The sequence below is a fragment of the Haloferax sp. Atlit-109R genome, assembly GCF_003665865.1.
Classification (GTDB): Archaea; Halobacteriota; Halobacteria; order Halobacteriales; family Haloferacaceae; genus Haloferax; species Haloferax volcanii.
Map to the genome: position 1 here is coordinate 755,366 of NZ_QPLO01000002.1, position 21,976 is coordinate 777,341.

Annotated in this window: 18 protein-coding genes and 3 pseudogenes; 12 read left to right on the top strand and 9 right to left on the bottom strand. The window is 65.2% G+C overall.

Annotated features, from left to right (window positions below; genetic code table 11):
• Positions 1–22 precede the first annotated feature (22 nt).
• The 5 genes from DVK03_RS12470 (at position 23) to DVK03_RS12490 (ending at position 3,809) form a co-directional block, all read left to right on the top strand.
• Complete coding sequence (locus DVK03_RS12470; RefSeq protein WP_004062781.1) at positions 23–700, top strand: triose-phosphate isomerase; 678 nt, start codon at positions 23–25, stop codon at positions 698–700.
• Positions 701–806: 106 nt separating this feature from the next.
• The gene (locus tag DVK03_RS12475; protein WP_004062782.1) at positions 807–1,103 is read left to right on the top strand and encodes a PTS sugar transporter subunit IIB; all 297 of its coding nucleotides are present in this window, start codon (positions 807–809) and stop codon (positions 1,101–1,103) included.
• Between the two features lie 172 nt (positions 1,104–1,275).
• Positions 1,276–2,718, top strand: a complete 1,443-nt coding sequence (locus DVK03_RS12480; RefSeq protein WP_115803086.1) for a PTS galactitol transporter subunit IIC — start codon at positions 1,276–1,278, stop codon at positions 2,716–2,718.
• A gap of 115 nt (positions 2,719–2,833) precedes the next feature.
• A complete protein-coding gene (locus tag DVK03_RS12485) occupies positions 2,834–3,295 on the top strand; it encodes a PTS sugar transporter subunit IIA (RefSeq protein WP_115803087.1) in 462 nt (153 codons plus the stop codon).
• Between the two features lie 232 nt (positions 3,296–3,527).
• Entirely contained in the window at positions 3,528–3,809 is a 282-nt protein-coding gene (locus DVK03_RS12490; protein WP_013035533.1) for an HPr family phosphocarrier protein, read from the top strand.
• A gap of 579 nt (positions 3,810–4,388) precedes the next feature.
• On the opposite strand, the gene DVK03_RS12495 is transcribed toward DVK03_RS12490, so the two are convergent.
• The 4 genes from DVK03_RS12495 to DVK03_RS12505 all read right to left on the bottom strand — a co-directional run bounded on the left by DVK03_RS12495 (position 4,389) and on the right by DVK03_RS12505 (position 6,887).
• A complete protein-coding gene (locus tag DVK03_RS12495) occupies positions 4,389–4,592 on the bottom strand; it encodes a hypothetical protein (protein ID WP_144858712.1) in 204 nt (67 codons plus the stop codon).
• Positions 4,593–4,689: 97 nt separating this feature from the next.
• Positions 4,690–4,839: a hypothetical protein gene (locus DVK03_RS20080; protein WP_004062786.1), complete on the bottom strand. Its 150-nt coding sequence runs from the start codon at positions 4,837–4,839 to the stop codon at positions 4,690–4,692.
• A gap of 111 nt (positions 4,840–4,950) precedes the next feature.
• Positions 4,951–6,159 (bottom strand): nitrate/nitrite transporter, encoded by a 1,209-nt coding sequence (locus tag DVK03_RS12500; RefSeq protein ID WP_115803089.1) that lies wholly within the window; start codon positions 6,157–6,159, stop codon positions 4,951–4,953.
• 83 nt (positions 6,160–6,242) lie between these two features.
• A complete protein-coding gene (locus tag DVK03_RS12505) occupies positions 6,243–6,887 on the bottom strand; it encodes an SDR family oxidoreductase (protein WP_115803090.1) in 645 nt (214 codons plus the stop codon).
• A 169-nt stretch (positions 6,888–7,056) separates the two neighbouring features.
• Here DVK03_RS12505 and DVK03_RS12510 point away from each other — a divergent pair, with 169 nt between their 5' ends.
• Both DVK03_RS12510 and DVK03_RS12515 read left to right on the top strand, forming a co-directional pair.
• Complete coding sequence (locus tag DVK03_RS12510) at positions 7,057–8,070, top strand: NADP-dependent oxidoreductase (RefSeq protein WP_115803091.1); 1,014 nt, start codon at positions 7,057–7,059, stop codon at positions 8,068–8,070.
• Positions 8,071–8,195: 125 nt separating this feature from the next.
• Positions 8,196–9,443 (top strand): ABC transporter substrate-binding protein, encoded by a 1,248-nt coding sequence (locus tag DVK03_RS12515; RefSeq protein WP_004062790.1) that lies wholly within the window; start codon positions 8,196–8,198, stop codon positions 9,441–9,443.
• 13 nt (positions 9,444–9,456) lie between these two features.
• On the opposite strand, the gene DVK03_RS12520 is transcribed toward DVK03_RS12515, so the two are convergent.
• Complete coding sequence (locus DVK03_RS12520) at positions 9,457–10,926, bottom strand: Na+/H+ antiporter NhaC family protein (RefSeq protein WP_115803092.1); 1,470 nt, start codon at positions 10,924–10,926, stop codon at positions 9,457–9,459.
• Positions 10,927–11,299: 373 nt separating this feature from the next.
• Here DVK03_RS12520 and DVK03_RS12525 point away from each other — a divergent pair, with 373 nt between their 5' ends.
• Positions 11,300–12,103 carry an IclR family transcriptional regulator gene (locus DVK03_RS12525; RefSeq protein WP_006601234.1) on the top strand — a complete coding sequence of 268 codons (804 nt, stop codon included), beginning with the start codon at positions 11,300–11,302 and terminating at the stop codon, positions 12,101–12,103.
• A 246-nt stretch (positions 12,104–12,349) separates the two neighbouring features.
• Positions 12,350–13,675 (top strand): aspartate aminotransferase family protein, encoded by a 1,326-nt coding sequence (locus DVK03_RS12530; RefSeq protein WP_004041975.1) that lies wholly within the window; start codon positions 12,350–12,352, stop codon positions 13,673–13,675.
• Here the strand turns inward: DVK03_RS12530 and DVK03_RS20515 are convergent.
• Together DVK03_RS20515 and DVK03_RS12540 are read right to left on the bottom strand one after the other, a co-directional pair.
• Positions 13,654–13,770, bottom strand: a pseudogene (locus tag DVK03_RS20515) (IclR family transcriptional regulator); the annotation flags it as partial. The gene DVK03_RS12530 and the pseudogene DVK03_RS20515 overlap by 22 nt on opposite strands.
• Positions 13,771–13,919: 149 nt before the next feature.
• Positions 13,920–14,138, bottom strand: a pseudogene (locus tag DVK03_RS12540) (zinc ribbon domain-containing protein); the annotation flags it as partial.
• Positions 14,139–14,147: 9 nt separating this feature from the next.
• On the opposite strand from DVK03_RS12540, the pseudogene DVK03_RS20520 reads away from it, so the two are divergent.
• Positions 14,148–14,291 (top strand): annotated as a pseudogene (locus DVK03_RS20520) (galactonate dehydratase); the annotation flags it as partial.
• Positions 14,292–14,885: 594 nt separating this feature from the next.
• Here the strand turns inward: DVK03_RS20520 and DVK03_RS12545 are convergent.
• Positions 14,886–15,260, bottom strand: a complete 375-nt coding sequence (locus tag DVK03_RS12545; RefSeq protein WP_004041972.1) for a hypothetical protein — start codon at positions 15,258–15,260, stop codon at positions 14,886–14,888.
• A 171-nt stretch (positions 15,261–15,431) separates the two neighbouring features.
• Between DVK03_RS12545 and DVK03_RS12550 the strand changes: the two genes are divergently transcribed.
• Positions 15,432–17,648 carry a glycoside hydrolase family 3 N-terminal domain-containing protein gene (locus DVK03_RS12550; RefSeq protein WP_115803093.1) on the top strand — a complete coding sequence of 739 codons (2,217 nt, stop codon included), beginning with the start codon at positions 15,432–15,434 and terminating at the stop codon, positions 17,646–17,648.
• Positions 17,649–18,058: 410 nt separating this feature from the next.
• Positions 18,059–20,161 (top strand): glycoside hydrolase family 3 C-terminal domain-containing protein, encoded by a 2,103-nt coding sequence (locus tag DVK03_RS12555; RefSeq protein ID WP_115803094.1) that lies wholly within the window; start codon positions 18,059–18,061, stop codon positions 20,159–20,161.
• Positions 20,162–20,239: 78 nt separating this feature from the next.
• On the opposite strand, the gene DVK03_RS12560 is transcribed toward DVK03_RS12555, so the two are convergent.
• Positions 20,240–21,892, bottom strand: coding sequence for a sulfatase-like hydrolase/transferase (locus DVK03_RS12560; protein WP_115803095.1), 1,653 nt, complete (start codon positions 21,890–21,892; stop codon positions 20,240–20,242).
• Between the last annotated feature and the right edge of the window lie 84 nt (positions 21,893–21,976).

Sequence of the window (21,976 nt, forward strand, 5' to 3'; positions counted from 1 at the left end):
GAGGTAGTTCCCGGACCCGCTCATGAACCTTCCGTACCCCCACTTTCAGGTCAACTTCAAGGTGTATCCGGACACGAGCGGCGAGGACGCGCTCGCGTTCGCGCGGCTGCTCGAAACGATAGAGGCGGAGACCGACGCGCGCTTCGTGTTGACGCCGCAACTGCCGGACATCCGGCTGATAACCGAACACACCGACCTCGCCGTCACCGCGCCCGCGATGGACGCCGTCGAGCCCGGTCGCGGGATGGGGAAAATCCTCCCGGAGACCGTCGCAGACGCGGGGGCCGACGGCGTCGTCATCAACCACGCGGAGAACCGCGACACGCTGTCCGACCTCGTGTGGAAAATCGAGCGCTGTCGCGACCTGGACCTCGACTCGGTCGTCTGCGTCGACAGCATCGAGATGGGTCGCGCGGTCGCGGAGTTCGACCCCGACTCGATGATATACGAGATGCCCGAGGACATCTCGTCGGACCGCGCGATTACGCAGACGCACCCCGACCGCGTTCGCGACTTCATGTCGATGGTCGAGACGGAGAATCCGCGCACTCGCGTCCTCGTCGGCGGCGGCATCTCGACCGCCGAAGATGTCCGCCTCGCCTTCGAACAGGGAGGTCACGCGACCGGTGCCGCGTCGGCCGTGTCGCTCGCGTCGGAGCCGGAGCCGCTCCTCCGCGACATCGCCGCGAGTTTCCCCTGAGACGGCCGCCGACGGCAGACAGTCCCGTCTCGCTCCGCTCGGGACTGCGGCGCGTCGGACCGGCGCAATCTTTTTAGTGGTCATCGATGATGTGCAATACACGACAATGACAGCGAAAAACATCCTCGTAGTGTGTGGCACATCGGTTGCGACGTCGACGGTCGTCAAGGAAGCGCTGAAAGAGAAGCTCCCGGAGCGCGGCCTCGACATCGGGACCATCGCCAAGGCGAAGGCGACGGAAGCCCCCGGCAAGGTCTCGTCGGGGAACTTCGACCTCATCGTCACCACGACGCAACTCAACGAAGACAAGTTCGACATCCCGGTCATCCACACGACGGCGTTCATGACCGGTATCGGCCAAGACGAGGTCCTCGACGACATCGCCGCGGCGCTCGAAGGCTGACCGATACGTCGCCGACACGAATCTTTCACGAATGACAGCAACATTTATGTAGAGACACTCTCATTCTGAGACAGGGTTGTGAGTTAATAACATGGCAGTACCAGACGTATTCTTACAGAGTGGTGTGAGTTCCCTGTTGAATTCTATCAACAGCGTAATCCAATCGTTGGGCGTGAGCGTCCTCCTGCCGATAATCATCTTCCTCATCGCGCTCGCGTTCCGGGTGGACGTGTTGAAGGCGGCGCGCTCGTCCATCCTCATCGGCATCGGCTTCATCGGCATCAATCTCGTCATCGGGCTGTTCAGCGAGAACATCAGTCCGCTGGCCCAACAGATGGTCGAGGTGACCGGCATCACGCTTCCGGCGGTCGACGTCGGCTGGCCCGCCGCCGCCGCCATCGCCTTCGGTATCGCGGAACTCGGCGTCTGGATGATTCCGCTGTTCGTGGTGATGAACCTCGTCCTCTTCGCTATCGGCTTCACGTACACGCTCAACGTGGACATCTGGAACTACTGGCACTTCGCCTTCATCGGCGGACTGGTCTACATGAGCACGAACAACTGGCTGTACTCGGTGGCGGTCGGGCTGACGCTGGGGCTGTTCGTCCTCGTGGCCGCGGACTGGACGCAACCGGCCGTCGAGGAGACGTTCGACACGCCCGGAATCTCCATTCCGCACGGGACCTCGGCACCCTACGCCGTCACCGCGATTCCGATTCACTGGGCGGTGGATAAGACGCCGCTCGGGAACATCGAAGCCGACCCCGACGCGATTCAAGACCGGTTCGGCATCCTCGGCGAACCAATCTTCGTCGGCCTCGCCATCGGACTCGTCATCGGTATCGCCGCCTACAGTAACGCGCTCTTCGTCGCCGAGAGCTGGTACGCCATCCTCACCGCCGGCATCTCGTTCGCCGCGGTGATGCACATCCTCCCGATGATGGTCGGCATCCTCATGGAGGGGCTGACGCCGCTTTCGGAGTCGATTCGGAACTACATGACCTCGCGGTTCGAAGACCGCGACATGGCGATTGGCCTCGACTCGGCTATCCTCATCGGCCACGAGTCGGTCATCGCGTCCAGCCTGCTCATCGTCCCCATCGCCATCGTGATGTCGATTATCCTCCCCGGCAACGACGTGCTGTGGGGAATCGACCTGGCGACGTTCCCGTTCTTCTTCGCGCTGATGGTCCCTATCATGAACGGCAACATCGTGAAGATGGTCGTCACGGGCACCATCCTGCTGGTTCCGCTGCACTACATCTCCTCCGCGGTGGCTCCGCTCCTGACGCAGGCGGCTGGGAGCGCGGGCTTCGACCTCGGTGGTCGCGGGCTCATCACGTCGCCCGTCGCTGACGCGGGGTCGCCCGCGACGGGCATTCTGGCCCTCATCCCGGCACCGGTCGCCCTCGCGGTCGGACTCGTCGTCGTCCTCGGCATCTGGGTCGCGCTTCGGATGTGGCCCCAGCGGATGTACATGGTCGCCGGCGCGTCCGAAGAGAAAGCGCGGGAGACCGTCGAACGTCGTCACACCGGCAAAGGCGGCGGCCTCCTGCCCAACAAACTCGGCTCGACCGTCGACGCCTCGGGCGCAGAGGGTCGCTCCGACGACTGACCGCGCAGTTACCCGTCGGTGTCCGCGACTCGACCGCGACGAGTCGCCGCGTTTTGCGGCATCGCCGGCGAACCAGTACCAACACTTTTCTCGGAGACCCGCGTACGACTCATCGATGCGAACCGAAAGCCTCGAACTGACTGGCGAGACGGACGAAGCGGTCCTCACGGAACTCGGCGCGTACGCCTACGACCAAGGCTGGGCCGACAAGAGCTACGCGGACGCCCTTCTGGCACGCGAAGCCGATTACCCGACGGGACTCGACATCCCGACGATGGGGTTCGGTATCGGCATCCCCCACGCCGACCCCGACCACGTCACAGAACAGGCCGTGCTCCTCGGACTGCCGCCCGCGGGCGAGTCGATAGCGTTCCGGAGCATGGACAACCCCGACGAGCGCGTCGACGCCGAAGTCGTCGTGTTACTCCTCGTGACAGACACCGACGGGTACTCGTCGTTCCTCTCGAACCTCGCGAAACTCTTCCAGGCCGAGGAGTTCGCCGAACTGACGAAGCGCCGCGACGCCGACGGCCTGCTCGACCTCGTCGTCGAGCGCTGCGTCGATTTCGACGGCTGAAAGGGAGAAGACGACGCCGCGGAGTGGTGCTTCACGACGAGCGAGCGACCAGTACTCCACTTCACTCCATTCCACTCTCCTCCAGTTCTCAGTCGACGAGCGCTCGCACGTCCTCGCGGGTCTCGTCGCTGAGAGTCGCCTCGGCGAGCGCCGGCGTCGAGTCCGCGTCCGCCGGCAAAGGCGCTCGCCTAGCGGAAAAGCCTTAGTACCGGCGTGGGAAATGCCCGCACGGATGGCAGCGAAATCAGCGACAGTAGTCGTAGAGCACGAGACCGGTCTCCACGCACGCCCCGCGTCGATGTTCGTCCAGACGGCGTCGAAGTTCGAGACGGATATCTCCGTGCGGAAAGCCGGCGGGGAGACGGAAGTAGACGCCAAAAGCAGTATCGCCGTTCTCTCGCTCGGCGTCGGCCCGGACGAGGAAATCGTCATCACCGCCGACGGTAACGACGGCGAACAGGCCGTCGAGCGACTGGTCGAACTCGTCCGGAACGACTTCGACCTCGATACGTGAACCGCCTCGGAGTCAGGCCCCGAGGCACTCGCCTCGCGTATCCGTAGACGACCGCTCGGACTCGTGGCCGAGCCGACGCCCGACGACGGAATGGGCGCGACGAGTGACTACAAAGCCGCCTGCAACCGCGTCGGTGCTTCGACCGTGGAGGGGAGCGGCCTCGCGGAATCGGTCGCGATTCCCCCAGCCGAGTCTTAGATAGATACTTGATATTTTCCAATACTATCCAGATACTTTATGATTTCATCCGACAGTCCGAGAGCAAGCGATATATCTCGCATAGAGAAACTGAGAGTGGATTTAACCGCAGATTGAGATTTCAGACAGTCAGGAATCGCAGTCGTAGTCCGACGAAGCTATCTGAGTTCCTCGTCGCTCTCAAACGCGTTTATCGGGGTTTTCAGATATATCTCTCTACTCCGACGATATCGAATGGCATAATTTCTGATATGTATTACAAATGAGTAGGTCTGGTGACGAACTTGGGTCGCGGGATGCGTATGTGTCGCTACCGAGGAACGAGCGCCGTCACGCTGTGGTGGCCGCGTCACGACGGACTCGCCAAGGTCGGAGCGACGACTACTCGGTCGTCGTGTCGTTCGTCGCGGCCGGCGGGCTGAAGTCGCTCGGCGGTTCGGACCCGTTCGGTGGCTCGGACTCGTTCGGTGGCTCGCCCGGGCCGCCGCCACCGGCCGAAAACGAGTCGTCCGCGGCCGTTCCGCCGACCGCGAGCGCCTGCCGCCGCGTCAGCAACCGACCGACCGGTTCGTCGTCGGTGTCCATAGTCGTCTGTTCGCCGTCGGGGACGTCGCGGCGCACCCGACGGTCAGGCGGTCAAAAAACACGTGCCGAAGTGCGGCCTGTCGGGAGGTTGGCGCGCCTAGTGGAACAGCCGCCACACCAGTCCGAGGAGGATGAACGGCGCGAACGGAATCATGAGCACTGCGATCCCAGCGACGATGAGCGTCCCCATGAGACCCATCTGGGTGTTCGAGTAGTCGGTTCGAACGGGGTTGACTGCGCGGGCCATACGTAGTCGTCCGTTCCCATCATACATAAGCTGACTGAATAGTTAATATATAAATATCGGCGGACGAGGGCGGCGGTTACGGGCGGGGAGACGGCGGAGCGGCGCGCGGGGTTACGCCCGCGACGGTTCCGGCGCGCGGAGCGCCAGAAGCACGCCGACGACGGCGACGCCGCCCGCGGCGAAGAACGCGGGCGCGTAGCCCGCGTAGTCGATGATTGCGCCGGCAGCGATGGGCGCGGCGAACGCGCCGAGGAGGCCGACGCTCGTCAGGAGCGAGACGGCCGTGGTTCGCACCGACGGGGCGACGAGTTCGGCGATGTACGAGAAGATGAGCCCCGTCACGAGTTGGATGGCGAAGCCGACGACGACGACCGCGCCGACGACGGGGCCGAGTCCCGAGACGAACGCGAAGGCGACGACCGCGGGCGTGGCGACGGCGAACGACGAGACGATGACGCGGCGGCGACGGCCGCCGAACATGCGGTCGGTCACCACACCGCTCGTCGACCGCGCGACCGCGCCGATGGCGGGGAACAGCGCGGTCAGGAGACCGCTCGCCGCCAACGAGATTTCGAACTCGCTGGCGAGGAAGCTCGGCAGCCAGGTGTTGACGAACAGGTACAGCGAGTAGGCGAGAAAACAGAGCCCGCAGACGGTCCAGACCGCCCGGCTGCCGAACAGTTCGCGGAGTGCCGCCCCGTCGGGGGACGGCGCGTCGACACCGGGGACGCGGCGGCGAGTCGCGGCCGCGAAGAACACGACGCCGACGACGGCGACCCCGGCGTACAGCGGGAGAATCGCGGGCCAGCCCGCCGCGTTTGCGATGAGCGGGCTCCCGAACTGCCCGAGGGCGAACCCGACGGGCGCACTCGCGGTGAACACGCCGACCGCGGTCGCGCGCCGTGCCGGCGGGACCGCGTTGCCGACGACGTTCGCGCCCGCGTTCCAGAACGTGACGTAGGCGAGTCCGCCGAGCACCCGCGAGGCGAGGAGCCAGCCGAACGCGCCGGCGGTGGCCGCGTACCAGCCCCAGCCGCCGGCGACGACGAGCGCGACGGTCGCCAGTCCGACCACGCGGCGCACGGAAAAGCGGTCGAGGACGACGCCGACGGGGACGCTCGTGACGACCGCCGTCGCGTACATGATGCTGACGAGCCAGCCCGCCGCGCTCGAACTCAGTCCGAGGGAGTCCTGAATGGCCGGAAAGACGCTCGCCGGGGCGATTTCGTAGGCCGCGGCCGCCGTCGAAAGCAGGAAGAAGCCGACGACGATGCCCAGTGTCTCGCGTCGCGTGCCCGTCGTGTCGTCAGTCGTACTCACGGTTTCGCTACCTGCTCGGCGGAAGGATATGAAACCGCGTGATTGCGGTCCGATTGCGCCGCGGCCGCGGGTGCCTCACCGACTCAGTCGTCCCCGCGGAGCGCCCGCTCGATGGTCGTGTCGCCGCCCGTGAGCGTCAGCGTCTCGCCGACCGTCCGGTCGATATCGAGACTGGCGACGACCGCCTGTGCGACGTCGGCCCGCGGAATCTCGGGCGTGTCGCCGTCGAGTCCGTCGACGGCCAGCGAGACGGCTCCGGTGCCCTCTGCGTCGGTGAGCGCCGTGGGGCGGAGAACCGTGGCGTCGAGCGATGACTGTTCGAGGTAGTCGTCGGCGCACCGCTTGGCGACCAGATACGGCCGCAGCGGCTCCGGCCCCGAAAGCGGGTCGTCCGCGCCGATGGAGCTAATCATCACGAAGCGGTCGATACCCGCCTCGACGCAGGCGTCAACCACCCGCCGAGCGCCCCAGAGGTCGACCATGAGCGTCTTGTCCGCGCCGGTCGACCCGCCGGAGCCGGCGGTGAACACGACCGCGTCGGCCCCGTCGAGCGCCGATTCGAAGTCGCCTTCGAGGTCGCCCAGTCGCGGCTCACTGCCGCGGTCGCGAACCGCCTCGAACTGCGATTCGTCGCGGACGACGCCGACGGGGTCGTGCCCGGCGTCCGCGAGTCGGGGGAGTAGCTCTCGGCCGATACCGCCGTTCGCGCCGATGACTGCGACCTGCATCGTTCGCTGTCCCGTAGTCGCCCCGGCCAGATAGGGGCTGGGTTCAGCGAAGGTGACGTGCGCGACTCGTCGCGGTGGAGCACCGACCCCGACACCCGATATCCCTCGTCGAACCGGCGGGTGCTGCTGGAAGCAACACCGTCGTTGGTCCGCAGGTCGGTGTTCACGTATGCGCGATTCGAACCGCCAGTGGATATTCGCCGAACGGCCCGAGGAAGAACCGGACATGGACAGTTTCGAACTCCGCGAGGGCGACCTGCCGGAGCCGCGACACGGGGAGCTCCTCGTTCGCGTGCGGTACCTCTCTGTCGACCCGTACATGCGCGGCCGGATGCGGGACGCGGAGTCGTACGCCGAGCCGTGGTCGGTCGGTGACCCGATGCAGGGGGCCGTCGTCGGTGAAGTCGTCGAGAGCGAAAGCGACGCGTACGACGCGGGCGACCTCGTGAGCGGTAACGGGACGTGGGCCGACTACACCGTCCTCGACGCCGACAACGTCGCGCCGGTCGACCCATCGGTCGCGGACCTCCCCGCCTATCTCGGCGTGCTCGGGATGCCCGGGCGGACGGCGTACTTCGGCCTGCTCGACGTGGGCGACCCCTCGCCCGGCGAGACGGTCGTCGTCTCCGGGGCCGCCGGCGCGGTCGGCTCCGTCGTCGGCCAGATTGCGAAGTTCAACGGCTGTCGCGTCGTCGGCTTCGCTGGCTCCGACGAAAAGGTGTCGTGGCTCACCGACGACCTCGGCTTCGACGCCGCAATCAACTACAAGGCGGTCGACGACTACCGGGCGGCGCTCGACGACGCCGCCCCCGACGGCGTCGACGTCTACTTCGACAACGTCGGCGGCCCCATCACCGACGCGGTGTTCACGAAGCTGAACCTCGACGCTCGCGTCGCCGTCTGCGGGCAAATCGCCCACTACAACGACGAGGGCGTACCGACCGGCCCGCGAAAGCTCCCGCAGCTCATCGCGCCGCGCGCGAAAGTCCAAGGGCTGCTGGTCGGTGACTACGCCACCCGCTTCGGACAGGCCAGCGAACAGCTCGGGTCGTGGGTCGCGTCGGGCGACCTCGAACACCGCGAAACCGTCGTCGACGGGCTGGAGAACGCGCCCGACGCGTTCCTCGGACTGTTCTCCGGCGACAACATCGGCAAGCAGGTCGTCGGCGTATCGGAGTCCTAACCCGACGCCGACGCGGGCGGCGGCGGAGTCCCGGTCGACTCCCGAACGCGAACCGTCGTATCACTCAGTTTTAGGCCGGACTAAATTTCGAAGCAGCTATATTGTTTTAGGCTGGCCTAATTCGTATGCTGGACGACGCCGACGAGAACGCGGAACCGACGCGGAGAGATTACCTGAAGTACGGCGGGGCGCTTTTCGGTGGCGGAGCGCTCGCTGGCTGTGCCGGGCAGTCGGGCGACGGCGCGACGACGACGGCGACCGAGACCGCCACGGCGACGGAGGCCGAGGCGGGAGCCACCGAGACGGCGACCGAGACGACCGAATCGAGCTACGCGGCCGAGTTGTCGCCGGTCGGGACGGTCACGTTGGACGAGCCGCCGACGAACGTGTTCACCCACTTCCCGTGGTTCCCGGACATGGCGAGCGCGCTCGGGCAGGGCGACACCGTCAACAACCTCTGGTGGGACGGCACCGTCGCGGGGCTCGAATACTTCACCGCCGGCTTCGACGGCTTCGAAATCGAGTGGGCGGACGCGGCGGGCGAGTACGGCTTCACGAAGGAGCGACTGTACGAACTCGACAGCGACCTCCACCTCGTCGACCCCGCGTGGGTGACCACGCAGGACAACTGGAACCGAGCCGACACCGACGAAGTCGCGGACAACATCGGCCCGTGGTTCGGGAACTATTACAGTAACTTCAACGCCGCGCCGCCCGAAGAGTGGGCCGACGGCTACGAGTATTACGACCTCTGGGAGCTGTTCGAGCGCGTCGCGTCGCTGTACGGCGAACGCGAGCGCTACGAAGCGCTCCAGTCCGTCCGCGACGACCAGCTCACTACCGTCGAAGACGGCCTGCCGCCGGAGTCCGAGCGCCCGACCGCCGCGTACCTCTCCATCTCGACGGACCTGTCGAGCATCTACCTGCTCCGCCTGAACGCGCCCGGCTACTGGAACGCCCACACCCGGCCGCTCGGCGCGGTCGACGCCTTCGGTGACGAAGAGTTCACGGGGCCGTTCCAAGAGGTCGACGTGGAGGCACTTCTCGAAGCCGACCCCGACGTGATTCTCGCGCTGTGGACGGTCACGGAGACGTTCGACTTCGACGGGCTGAAACAGAACCTCCGGGACGACCCGGTCGGCCGCGAACTGGCGGCCGTCCGGAACGACCGCGTCTACCCGCAGGGGACCCGGTGGCAGGGGCCGCTGATGAACCTGTTCCAGACCGAGATGACGGCCAAACAGCTCTATCCCGAGCGGTTCGGCGCGTGGCCGACCTACGAGGACGGCGACGACTACCCCGACTTCGGGGCCGACGAACAGCTGTTCGACCACGCGCGGGTCGAGGAACTCGTCGCGGGAGGGAGTTTGTAGGTGCGGGTCCTCGTCAGTCGTCGGTCGACGAGGGCGAGCCGCGACGGTCGCCGGCGTCCCCGGGGGCTTCGCCCGGCTGGTAGGTAATCTGCCACCCGGTCACGCCCATGAGGAGCAAGACGAGCGGCGACAGCAGGCCGAAGAAGTAGTACGGCGCGTACTCGAGGGTACCGACGCCGAGCGTGCCGGCCATGAACAGCGCCCCGCTGTTCCACGGGATGAGCGCGCTCGTCGTCGTCCCCGCGGACTCGATAGCCCGCGAGAGGTTCTCGCTTTGGAGTCCCTGTTCCTCGTAGAGGTTCCGGAGCGTGATGCCGGGGACGACGATGCTGATGTACTGCTCGGCGGCGAGGACGTTCATCGACACCGCGGAGACGGCGGTCACGCCGGTGAGACTCGCGACACCGCGGCTCAGCCGGCCGAGGTGGTGTGCGAGCACGGCGAGGATGCCGGCGCGTTCGAGCATCCCGCCGAGCGACAGCGCCGCGATGGCGATGGTGACCACCCACGCGCCGCCGATCATCCCGCCGCTGGCCAGCAGGCCGTCGACGAGTTCCATCCCGGTCGACGGCGAGGTTCCCGACTGCGCGATGGACCACACGGCCCCGAACGCGGTTCCCTGCATCACGACCGACGTGAGTGCGCCCGCGAACACGCCCGCGCCGAGCGTCGGCAACGCGGGCACGCCGTAGAGCGCGAGGCCGAACGTGACGACGAGCGGGGCGAAAGTGAGCGCCGATATCGCGTACGACCCGGTGAGCGCGCCCTGAATCTCGGTGATGCGGCCCACCGGGATGTTCCCGGAGGCTTGGACGCCGAGGACCGCGTACAACACGACGGCGATGCCGAACGCGACGAGCGAGCTGTCGCGCATGGCGTTGACGTGGTCGAACAGGTCGGTGTTCGTGACGGCGGCCGCGAGGTTCGTCGTGTCCGACAGCGGCGACTGTTTGTCGCCCATGTACGCCCCCGAGAGGATGGCCCCCGCGGTCATCGGGGCCGGAATCCCCAACCCGGCGCCGATGCCGATAAACGAGACGCCGAGCGTGCCGGCGGCCGTCCACGACGACCCGATTGCGAACGTGACGATCGACGCGAGCACCGCCGTGATGGGCAGGAAAATCGTCGGCGTCAGCAGGTCGAGGCCGTAGTACATCAGGCTCGGAATCGTCCCCGCGGCGACCCACGTCGCGATGAGCGCGTAGACGACGAACATGATGAGGATGACCTGAATCCCCATGTGGAGGCTGTCGGTGATGCCGTCGTAGAGCTCCGCCCAGGAGATGCCCAGCCAGTACCGACTGAACAAACCGGTGAAGCTGATGCCCCAAAACAGGGGGAACTGCGGGTCGAGGCCGTAGACGACGATGCCGACGCCGAGGAAGACGAGCATCCCGAAGACGGGGACCAACGCTTCGAGCAGCGAGGGTCGGTCGTCGGCGTCGAGTTCCTCGTACAGGCGGGGCTCGAACGCTAACCCCATCGTGACACCTCCACCGGTCGCCGTCCGTCGCCCGCCCGCCCCGTCGGGGTTCCGCGGCCGAGGCCGCCCGAGACCGGACCGGCGCGGTCGGCGCGTGCCGTCGGTCCGCGTTCACCGACCGTCGTTGGAAGCCGATACGTGCGCGCTCGCACCCGGTCCACCGCGGGCGCATCCCGGCGGCGGCCAGATGGTTGACAGACCATACCACTCGAACAATCATGAATGTCCCATATAAATTTTTATTTGGAGATTTCACCAGCGAATGTTTGATAAAGTCAAACAAGATGGCGACTAGAGCGGACAAACGGGGTTGTCAGTCGAATCGCAGTTTGATATAACAGAACTAATAGCACTCCACCGAGTTCGGGGTCGTATGGACGACAGTCGCCCCGCGGACGGCCCGCGTCGAATCAAATCCGTACAGACGGCGAGCGAGATTCTGGCCGCGATACAGCGGCGGTCCGACCCGACGTTCAGCGACGTCTGCGACGAACTCGACGCCTCGAAGGGGACCGTCCACACCTATCTCGCGACGCTCGAAGCGGAGGGACTCGTGGCGAAGGACGACGGCCGCTACCGCCTCGGCCTCCGACTGGTCACGATGGGCGAAACCGTGCGCAACGAGACGCCGCTGTACCGCGCGGGGCAAGTCGAGGTGGACAAACTCGCAGAGACGACCAGCGAGTACGTCCACCTGACGGTCGTCTCCCGCGGCAAGGAGGTGACCATCTACGAGAGCCGCGGCGACAACGCGGTCGCGACCGACTACCACCTGCGGATGCGCGAGGCCCCGCAGTACCTCCATTGTACGGCGACCGGGAAGGCGATGCTCGGCCACTTCGACGACGACCGCGTCCGCGACATCGTCGACGACCAGGGGCTCGTCGAGCAGACCGACAACACCATCTCCGACGCCGACCGCCTGTTCGACGAACTCGAGGAGATTCGCGAGCGGGGCTACGCGGTCAACGACGAAGAGGAGCTTCGCGGCATGCGCTCTATCGGTGCACCGATTCGCGGCGTCGACGGCGACGTCTGCGGGGCGGTCAGCGTCACCGCGCCGACGAGCCGACTCTCCGGGGACCGCTTTCGCTCGGAAATCCCCGAACTCGTGATGCAGGCGGCGAACATCATCGAGGTGAACCTCGAAACGACCACGTTCGACCCGTCCCGGTGAGCCGGACTTTGACGATTCCAAACGTCGCGCGACTCCGGCGCGTGGCGAGTCACCTCACGAGGAGCGCCCTCGGCGCGAACCGCCGCCGATTCGCGACCTGCGACGCGTTCGCACGCTCCGATATAGTTCGTTATTATCAAACAACCTCTCCTGATAATCAGACGTTCGGCTACCGATGCCCATATTTGAAGACGTTGATCATTTTTCTAGGTAGTTTTATGTTACATTGTCCACCAGGGTGTTCGTATGGATCGAGACTCAGTCGAGCCGACCGTCACGTCGCTCCCGGGACCGAAGGCCTCAGAGTGGGTCGAGTATCACCAGTCGACCGCCGCGACGAGCACGTACGTCTACGAGTTCGTGTGGGATATCACCAAAGACGCCGTCGGGCCGTTCTGTACCGACCCCGACGGCAACGTGTTGCTGGACTTCACGAGCCACGTCGCGGCCGCGCCGCTCGGCTACAACAACCCCGAACTGCGGTCCCGCCTCGACGACCTCGACCTCGTCGACCCGATGAAAATCGCGGGTCAGGACTTCTACGTGAGCACCGGCGGGTCGCCCGAGACGGCGTCGCTGCCCGGGCCGGCCCACCTCATGGACCGCCTGACCGACCTCACCGACCACTACGGCCTCGACACGGTGTTCCTGTCGAACTCCGGGGCCGAAGCGGTCGAAAACGCCATCAAAATCTGTTACGACGCCTGCGAGACCCCGAAGTACGGCATCACCTTCGACGGGGCGTTCCACGGCCGCACTCTCGGCGCGCTCTCGCTCAACCGCTCGAAGTCCGTCCACCGCCGCAAGTTCCCCGAAGTGAGCGGCATCCACGACGTGCCGTACTCGATGGCGGGCCTCGAAACGCTGCGCGACAAACTCGACGATACCCACGGTCACCTCCCCGCCGACCAAGTGGCGTTCCTCATCCTCGAACCCGTTCAGGGCGAAGGCGGCTACCACGTCCCGAGCGAGGCGTTCATGCGCGAGGTACAGGCCATCTGCGACGAACACGACATCCCCGTCATCGCTGACGAGATTCAGTCCGGCGTGGGTCGGACCGGCGAACTGTGGGCCTCGGACCACTACGACCTCGAACCGGATGTCATCACCAGCGCGAAGGCGCTTCGGGTCGGCGCGACGGTGGCGAACGAAGCGCTGTTCCCCGACACCGAAGCGCGACTGTCATCGACGTGGGGTGCGGGCGACATCCTCGCGTCGATTCAGGGCACGCTGACGCTCGACGTCATTCAGGAACAGGACCTCATGGCGAACGCGACCGAAAAGGGCACGCGGTTCCGCTCGGACCTCTCTCGGCTCGCCGAGCGGACCCCCTGTCTCACTGACGTGCGTGGCCTCGGGCTGATGACTGCCGTCGAATTCGATACCAAGGACCGTCGCGACGAGGTCCTCGAGGCCGCGCTGTCCGAGGGGCTTCTCACGCTCGGCTGCGGTAAGCGGTCGCTTCGCCTCCTGCCGCCGCTCGACGTGACCGACCGCGAACTCGACCTCGCACTCGAATGCCTCGAAACCGCCCTCGACAGCGTCGCGACTCACCGCGTCAGGTCGACCTGAATAGATTTCGCGGTGCTGATGACCTGCCCGGTGATGTCCTCTTCGAGATACCGGCCGGTGAGTCGACTCGACGGCCCGCAGACCCCGATAGCCGCCGCTGGCGCGCGCAGTCAGGGCGATGGGGTTCCAACCCCGTTGACATCTCCCCGCGCCTGAAGACGTCCCCAGAACGCAGAGCGTTCTGGTGTGCGAACGAGGCGCAGAGCGTCTCGTCAACGCGGGAATCCCGACCGCAGTTGGGATATTAGGGTTCGCGGTTAGCAACTTGTTCTCGTGGGGCGAAACGGCCCTCACTACGGTCGAACAGGTGAACCGCTGGCTGTGCCAACCAGCCGCTATCCCTATCACCGCCATCCGTGGCGAGACTTGAGAGTACCTTTTGTCGAATATTCTCTGCACCATTCACGTCCGCGTTCGCCACTGTATCGCACTCCTTACACACGTACAGTCCACGTTCAACACGCTAGTTCTCGACGACGGCTTCGTCAAGCGACCGACCGGTCCGGGGTTGGGTATCGAGGTGGACGAGGGGTACGTCCGCGAGCGCTCCCAAGACGAGGTCAACTGGTACAACCCCGTCTGGCACCACGACGACGGCCGACTCGCCGAGTGGTGAGCGGGGGGCGTCCGCCGCGAACGACTCACCGTGAGGCAGGCCGGTCGGTCAGTATCTTCACCACATATGTGCTCTATTTGAACAATACAGCCATCTGAGTTAACAGATGAATATACATGTTAGTATATTTTTTGTGGAGAGAATTAGCTATCTTTGAGAAATGGCATTATTGCTGAAATCAAACTAGAGTTGGGAAAATCTCAGATAAATACTTATCTACATCATAATTGAATAGTATAACTCCATTTATACCAATATAAGTCAAAAACTTCAAAATAGCTCTGAGAATAGATATTCTATATCGTCGCTTCTAATATATTCTATCTAGATATTATTGAATAGTATTTGCACTACTATATAGGGGATTGTTCGCGGTAATCGCGTCTCGAATCAGTGTTTACCACGGGGGTCCTCGATACCAAGGACACCACGACCTAACGAGCGAGCGCCGCAGTCGACCGGCGCAGACCGAGCGACGAGTAGTCCTGCGACAGCGCTTTAATCATCCTCGACGCGCCGGTCCACCCCGATGAGTGAGCCGAGCCCGCCGAACGCGGCGATATCGCGGTCGAATCTGCCGGCCCAATAGTGAACTTACTGTTCGGTCTCGTACTGGTCCATCACGTAGGAGAGAAGCGGCGCGATGTCTCGCGGTTCGGCGTCTTCGAGCAGTTCGAGACCGAGTGCGACGACGAGCGGGTAGTAGTGCCGGAGTTTCTTTAGCTCGGCACCGCTCGACCGCTTCGATTCGAGGCTGTGTTCTCGGAACACCAGCTCCAGCTCCTCGCGGAGTTCCGCGGGGAGGTAGACGGTTATCCCCACCCACTCGGATTTCACGTCGAGGTCGTCGTTCGGGAGCGTCGTCTGCTGGTTCGACCGGTTTGACCACTGCTTTGCGAGCCCGGTCGGCGCTTCTTGATGCTCCAGCGGGCTTTGTTCCGGGGCGTCCGTGGGTTCGTCGTCAGTCATGCGTGAGCCTCCCGGAAAGCGGTGGCATCCGTGTCGAATATCGCTGTGAGAGACATCGTGTATTACTCGTATTACGGGTTACTCGCCGCGGGCATAACAGTTTCCCCGCATCGGAGGTAGTTTGATATGGGTTTCACAGCATCGTCTAGTATGACCAGCCAGCCGCCATACATGGACTCAGGTCAGTCGACCGAGGCCCGGGTCGCTGACCTGCTGGAGCGCATGACGCTCCGGGAGAAAGCCGGGCAGATGGTGGGGCTGCACGTCGGCTCGTTCACCGTGTTACAGCGCGAGACCTCTTGGACGACGACGTTAGATGACGCCAAAGACGCCATCCGCGACCACCAGGTCGGGTCGGCCACGCCGTTCGGCACCGGCTTCTCGCCGTACAACACCGCCGTCGTCGCGGGCCGCGTCGCGAATCAACTCCAGCGCGTCGCCGTGAACGAGACGCGGCTGGGCATCCCGCTTCTCGTCCCGGTCGACGCGATTCACGGCCACGCGCACATCGAGGGAGCCACCGTGTTCCCGCACAATCTCGCCATGGCGGCGACGTGGAATCCCGACCTCGCCGAGCGCGCCGCGCGAATCACGGCGGTCGAGATGGCGGCGACCGGCGCGAACCAGAACTACGCTCCGACCGCGGACGTCGCCCGAGAACCCCGGTGGGGGCGAACGTACGAGACGTACGGTGAGTCCTCGTCGCTCGTCGAGGCGTTCGTCGCGGCGGAGACGCGGGGCCTCCAAGGTGAGTCGTTGCGCGACCCCACGTCAGTCGCGGCGACGGTGAAACATTACCCGGCGAGCAGTGAGCCGACCCGCGGCGAGGACACGGCACCCGTCGATATCTCGATGGGGACGCTCCGACGCGTCTTCCTCCCGCCGTTCGAGCGCGCCATCGACGAGGGGGTCGCGGGGGTGATGCCCATGTACAACGCGCTCGGGAACGAACCCGCGCACTCCTCGACGTTCTACCTGACCGACCTCCTCAGAGACCGCCTCGGGTTCGAGGGCGTGACCTGTTCCGACTGGCTCGCCGTCTGGATGCTCGTCGAGCGGCACCAGACCGCCGCATCGTTCGCCGAGGCGGTCGAACAAGTCGCGACCGCCGGACTCGACATCGCGTCCGTGGGGGGAACCCAGCACGCGGACACGCTCTGTGAACTGGTCGAGTCGGGCGACCTCCCGGAGTCACTACTCGACCGAAGCGTGCGGCGCATCCTCGCGCTGAAGTTCGAACTCGGGCTGTTCGAGGACCCGTACGTCTCACCGCGGTCTGCAATCATCGACGTGGGGTCCGAGGAACACCGGCGGGTGTCGAGGGAAGCCGCCCGACAGTCCGTGACCCTCTTGCAGAACGACGAGGAGACGCTGCCGCTGGGCGACGTGGACGAACTCTTCGTGACGGGGCCGAACGCCGACTCGCTCGATAACCTCCTCGGCGGCTGGACGGTGTTCGACTTCGACGAAAACGAAGGCCCGACCGTTCGGGACGGCTTGGAACACGTCGTTGACGACGGAACGACGGTGACGTACGAACCGGGCGTGGGTTCGGACGAGTCCGCAGGGAGAGACGCCGTCGCAAGTCGCGCCGAACGCGCCGACGCGACGGTCGCCGTCCTCGGTGAGCCGTGGTACCTCCACGAGTTCGGCCCGGCGTCGCTACGCGGCGAGAACGGCGGCTTCCCGCAACGGAACTCGCTGGAACTGCCATCGGCACAGCGGGACCTACTGGACGCCGTGGCCGCAACCGACACGCCGACGGTCCTCGTGCTCGTCACCGGGCGACCGCTGGTTCTGACGGACGTGCTCGACCAGGTCGACGCGGTCGTCGTCGCGTTCTTCCCCGGTCTCGAAGGCGGTCGCGCGATTGCCGACGTGCTGGTCGGGAACACGAACCCGTCCGGTCGCCTGCCGATTACGTTCCCCCGCTCGATGGGCGACTTCCCGGTTCGACACGACTGGCTTCCGCATCCGAGTCCGTTGGGGATGGACGAACATCTCCCGTCGTACGACCCGCTTTTCGAATTCGGCTTCGGGCTGAGCTACACGGAGTTCACGTACGACTCGCTCGACGTGTCCGAGGAGACCATCGCTGACGGAGGCGAGGTGACCGTGTCGGTGACGGTGACGAACACCGGCGACCGCGCGGGAACCGAGACGGTCCAGTTGTTCGGTGAGCACCGACACAGCTCCGTGGTGACGCCCGTCCGTGAGTTGCAGGGCTTCACGAAGGTCACACTCTCGCCGGGCGAGACGCGAACGGTGACGATAACGCTCACCGCCGACGACCTCCGGGTCGTCAAACCGGACGGCTCCCGGACGCTCGAAAGCGGGGCGTACGAGCTGTTCGTCGGCGACCGAACCCAGACGCTGGCGATTTCGTAATACCGGTATTACCGACTCGCGAGGTTCGTTTTATACACACCTGTACCGCCGAACTAAATACGGGCACGGACCGAACGTCGGGTGGGCGCGAGATGAGATTACACTCTTATTCGTGTAATCTTTGGTCGCGGGGACGCACACATCGCGTCGAGTCCCAACGTGAACGCGTCGACCCCGCGCATTCGATTCCGTTTTAGAAATACTAGTAATACGGATATGATGTCGATGGGATGGCTCTCCCGACCGAACGGGAGACAGCGGTGCTTCAAGGCGAGACTCCGAAGTTCTCCTTCCGGTCGTTCGAGTGCAGTGTTCGGTTTCGACCCGAAATCCGGGGCGGCGAGCCGGCGAGTAATACTAGTCATATTTCCAATCGTTTTATGAGCGTTTGCCGGCATTTGACCACAGGGATGGAAACCGCCGAAGCCGACGTTGAGACGGTAGTCGACGAACTCACGCTCGAAGAGAAAATCCAACTCGTCCACGGCGCGGTCGACCCGGACGGAACGGCGACGGGCTACCTCCCCGGCGTCGACCGACTCGGAATTCCGGAGCTCAGGCTGGCCGACGGACCGCTCGGCGTCCGCGTCAACGGCGCGCCCGCCACGCTGTTTCCCGCGTCGATTGCCCTCGCGGCGACGTTCGACCCGAATCTCGCGCGCGAGCAGGGGGCCGCCATGGGGCGCGAGGCGAACGCCCGCGACCAAGACGCGCTGCTCGGTCCCGGACTCAACCTCATTCGGGTGCCGCACTGCGGACGGAACTTCGAATACTACTCCGAAGACCCCGTTCTCACGGCCGCGTTCGCCGGGGCGGCCGTCGAGGGTATCCAGTCGGCCGACGTCATCGCGACCCCGAAACACTACGTCGCCAACAACCAAGAGACACACCGAGCGTCGGTGAACGTGAGCGTCAGCGAGCGTGCGCTCAGGGAGTGTTACCTCCCCGGGTTCAAAGCGGCCGTCGACGCCGGTGCCGGGTCGGTCATGACCGCCTACAACAGCGTCAACGACTCGTTCATGAGCGAGAACCGCCCGCTCGTCACTGACGTGCTGAAAGGCGAGTGGGGCTTCGACGGCTACGTCGTCTCCGACTGGTTCGGAGCCGTCAGCACAGTCGAGTCGGCCAACGGGGGGCTGGATCTCGAAATGCCGGGCGTCACCCGCGACGAACTCTGGGAGATGTTCGACCTCGAACCCCCCGAAGACGACGATGACGCCGTCTTCGGCGAGACCGCGGACGTTTCGGACGGGATGCCGGACATGACCAACACCGGCAACTTCGGCGGCCCGCTCCGCGAAGCCGTCGAACGCGGGGACGTCCCGCACGCGCGACTGGACGACATGGTCACGCGGATACTCCGACAGATGGAGCGCATCGGCGTGCTCGGCGGGGGCCGTGCGGCATCGCCACCCGAGGACGACGGCCACCGAGAACTCGCAGAGACCATCGCCGCTCGCGGGACGGTCCTCTTGGAGAACGACGGCACACTCCCGCTCGCGGACGACGCGGACGTTGCGGTCATCGGCCCCGGCGTCGAGGAGATTTCGACGGGCGGCGGGTCATCGGAGATGGACGCGCTCCACGAAGCCCCGACGGCGACGGGAATCGACGCGCGCGCGACGGGCAGCGTCACCGTCGAGCGCGGCGTCCCGCCCATCGAGAAAGTCTCGTTCTTCGGCGGCGACGACGAGGGCGACGACCAGCGACCGGACCCCACACTCGACGATGCGGTCTCGGCGGCGGCGGACGCCGATGTCGCCGTCGTCGTCGTCGAGGACGCCGCCGCCGAGGCGGTCGACCGCGACGACCTCACGCTCCCCGGCGGGCAAGACGAACTCGTCGAAGACGTGGCGGCGGTCAACGACAACACCGTCGTCGTCGTCCAGTCGAGCGGCCCCGTCGAACTCCCGTGGCGCGACGACGTGAGCGCGGTTCTGGAGTCGTGGTACCCCGGACAGGCCGACGGCGACGCGCTCGCGGCCGTCCTGTTCGGTGACGCCGACCCATCGGGACGGCTCCCGGTCACCTTCGCGAACGAGGAAGACTACCCGGTGACCGACGACGCGACGTTCCCGGGAATCGACGGCGAGGTGCAGTACGACGAAAACCTGCTCGTCGGCTACCGGTACTTCGACGCGACCGAGGCTGACCCCGTCTATCCGTTCGGCTACGGGCTGTCCTACGCGGCGTTCGAATACCGCGGCGCGGAACTCGTCGACGAGCGCCGCGTCGAAGTCACGGTCGAAAACGTCTCCGACCGGGCGGGTCGCGAGGTGGTGCAGGCGTACGTCCGACCCTCGAACGCGAGCGACGACCGGCCCGTCCGCGAACTCGGCGGCTTCGAAGCCGTTTCGATTCCGGCCGGTGAGACGGTGACCGTCGACGTCGACCTCGACGACCTCGCGTTCACGGAGTACGACGAGACCGCGGGCTGGACCGCGCTCGAAGGGCCGTTCACCATCGAAATCGGTCGGTCGGCGCGAGACGTCGAGTTCGAACTGACGCTGTAAGCGACCGGGCGACGCAGCGTCTCCCGCTCGTCTTCGAATCGGACGTGATTACACCGTTCAAGGAGTACCGTCGCGGCTTCAGTTGACGGTGAAACTCGCCGCTCGAACGTCGCTTTCTTCGTAGCCGTACCGAATCGCCTTCGTCCGTATCGTCGTCTCTCCCTCGTCCAGTTCGATTGGTGTCGTGTAGAGCTTCCAGCGGGAGTCGTCAGTCTCACCCGTGGCGTACACGATAGACGCCCCCTGCGTGTCGCAATGGAGCGTGATCGTCGTCGGAGCCGTGAACTCGCCACCCGTTGGTGTCGCCGCAGTCATCCTGTTTTCCGGTGCGTTCGGGACGAACGTCGGGGTCTCGGTCACCGGTTGCTCCCCGCCGGGCCACATCTGTTCGACCATCTGCGTCTCGTCGAGATGGCCCCGGTCACCGAGCGCGTCCAGTCGGTCGTCCATCACCGCACGCAGTTCTGCCAGCGTCTCCGAGTGGGCGGGGTCGTCCGCGAGATTGTCGATTTCGTGGGGGTCCGCCGCCACATCGTAGAGTTCCTCGACCGGACGATCGCACGAGAGCAACTCCGCGGCCGGGCCGTCGAGTTCGCCTTCCGCGTGGAGTCGAAGGAGGTCCTGCATCGCCTCGCCTCGCGCCCGAAACGGAACCCAGACCAGCGGCGGGTTCGTCGGGTCGTAGTTCCGGATGTACTTGTACTGGTCAGTCCGAATCGCGCGCACCATGTCGTAGCTCTCGTCGATGCGGTCCCGCGCCGCGAGCAGGGACTCCCGTGGCTCGTCCGCGCCCGGCCCGAGGAACGGCCGGCCCTGCATCCACGTCGGAATATCGACGCCGGCGAGCGACAGAACGGTCGGTCCGAGGTCGAGCAGGCTCACGAGACGCTGGCTCCGCTCGCCGCCCTCGATTTCGCCCGGCCATCTGACGACCAACGGGACGTTGATACCCGAATCGTACAGCGACCGTTTCGCGCGCGGGAGGCCCTCGCCGTGGTCGCTCCAGATGAACACGATAGTGTCGTCGGCCAGCCCGTCTTCTCGTAACTCCCGGAGGAGTCGCCCGACCTCCTCGTCGGACCGCGCGATGTTGTCGTACTGCCGCGCGATGGCCTTCCTGACGCCGTTGGTGTCCGGCAGATACGGCGGCACGTCCACGGCGTCGGGGTCGGTTTCCGGCTCACCGTTGACGCCGACGAGCCCCTCTTCCCACATGCCGCTCTCGTGGGTCCGAATCGGGTTGAACACGGCAAAGAACGGCTGGTCGTCGTCCGGTCGGTTTCGCCAGTGGGCGTCCTTGTGGTTCTCGTCCCAGATGGAGACGGGAGCGTCGAAGTCGTGTTGACTCTCGCCGAGGTTGTCGAACTGATAGTCGGTCTTCGAGTTGTTCGTGCAGTAGTAGCCCGCCGCACGGAGGAACTCCGGGAACGCCGTCACGTAGTGCGGTGGGACCGAGGAGTACGGCGTAGGGAGTTTCGGCGTGTCCTCGTTCATGTGCTTCGTCCGCATGTGGTGCGTGCCGATTGCCGTCTGGTGGCAGCCGGTGATGACCGATGCCCGCGACGGGGCGCAGACGCCCGCCGTCGCACACGCCTCCGTGTAGACGCGCCCGTCAGCGGCGATACTATCGATGTTCGGCGTCTGAGCGACGTCGTCTCCGTAGCATCCGAATCGAGGACTCGTGTCTTCGAGCGATATCCAGAGGATGTTCGGCTGGTGGGCTGAAGCCATATCCGGTCATCTTTGTACGCCGTGTTAGTTCTTCCTCATATCGAAGCCTCTTGCAACTGCATACCCACACCGATTCCATTTCTT

What these genes read in the sequence shown, in the direction of transcription:
- DVK03_RS12470 (WP_004062781.1), top strand. Translation starts at nt 23, where the DNA reads ATGAACCTTCCGTACCCCCACTTTCAGGTCAACTTCAAGGTGTATCCG.
- DVK03_RS12475 (WP_004062782.1), top strand. Translation starts at nt 807, where the DNA reads ATGACAGCGAAAAACATCCTCGTAGTGTGTGGCACATCGGTTGCGACG.
- DVK03_RS12485 (WP_115803087.1), top strand. Translation starts at nt 2,834, where the DNA reads ATGCGAACCGAAAGCCTCGAACTGACTGGCGAGACGGACGAAGCGGTC.
- DVK03_RS12490 (WP_013035533.1), top strand. Translation starts at nt 3,528, where the DNA reads ATGGCAGCGAAATCAGCGACAGTAGTCGTAGAGCACGAGACCGGTCTC.
- DVK03_RS12495 (WP_144858712.1), bottom strand. Translation starts at nt 4,592, where the DNA reads ATGGACACCGACGACGAACCGGTCGGTCGGTTGCTGACGCGGCGGCAG.
- DVK03_RS20080 (WP_004062786.1), bottom strand. Translation starts at nt 4,839, where the DNA reads ATGGCCCGCGCAGTCAACCCCGTTCGAACCGACTACTCGAACACCCAG.
- DVK03_RS12505 (WP_115803090.1), bottom strand. Translation starts at nt 6,887, where the DNA reads ATGCAGGTCGCAGTCATCGGCGCGAACGGCGGTATCGGCCGAGAGCTA.
- DVK03_RS12510 (WP_115803091.1), top strand. Translation starts at nt 7,057, where the DNA reads ATGCGCGATTCGAACCGCCAGTGGATATTCGCCGAACGGCCCGAGGAA.
- DVK03_RS12515 (WP_004062790.1), top strand. Translation starts at nt 8,196, where the DNA reads ATGCTGGACGACGCCGACGAGAACGCGGAACCGACGCGGAGAGATTAC.
- DVK03_RS12520 (WP_115803092.1), bottom strand. Translation starts at nt 10,926, where the DNA reads ATGGGGTTAGCGTTCGAGCCCCGCCTGTACGAGGAACTCGACGCCGAC.
- DVK03_RS12525 (WP_006601234.1), top strand. Translation starts at nt 11,300, where the DNA reads ATGGACGACAGTCGCCCCGCGGACGGCCCGCGTCGAATCAAATCCGTA.
- DVK03_RS12530 (WP_004041975.1), top strand. Translation starts at nt 12,350, where the DNA reads ATGGATCGAGACTCAGTCGAGCCGACCGTCACGTCGCTCCCGGGACCG.
- DVK03_RS12545 (WP_004041972.1), bottom strand. Translation starts at nt 15,260, where the DNA reads ATGACTGACGACGAACCCACGGACGCCCCGGAACAAAGCCCGCTGGAG.
- DVK03_RS12550 (WP_115803093.1), top strand. Translation starts at nt 15,432, where the DNA reads ATGGACTCAGGTCAGTCGACCGAGGCCCGGGTCGCTGACCTGCTGGAG.
- DVK03_RS12555 (WP_115803094.1), top strand. Translation starts at nt 18,059, where the DNA reads ATGGAAACCGCCGAAGCCGACGTTGAGACGGTAGTCGACGAACTCACG.
- DVK03_RS12560 (WP_115803095.1), bottom strand. Translation starts at nt 21,892, where the DNA reads ATGGCTTCAGCCCACCAGCCGAACATCCTCTGGATATCGCTCGAAGAC.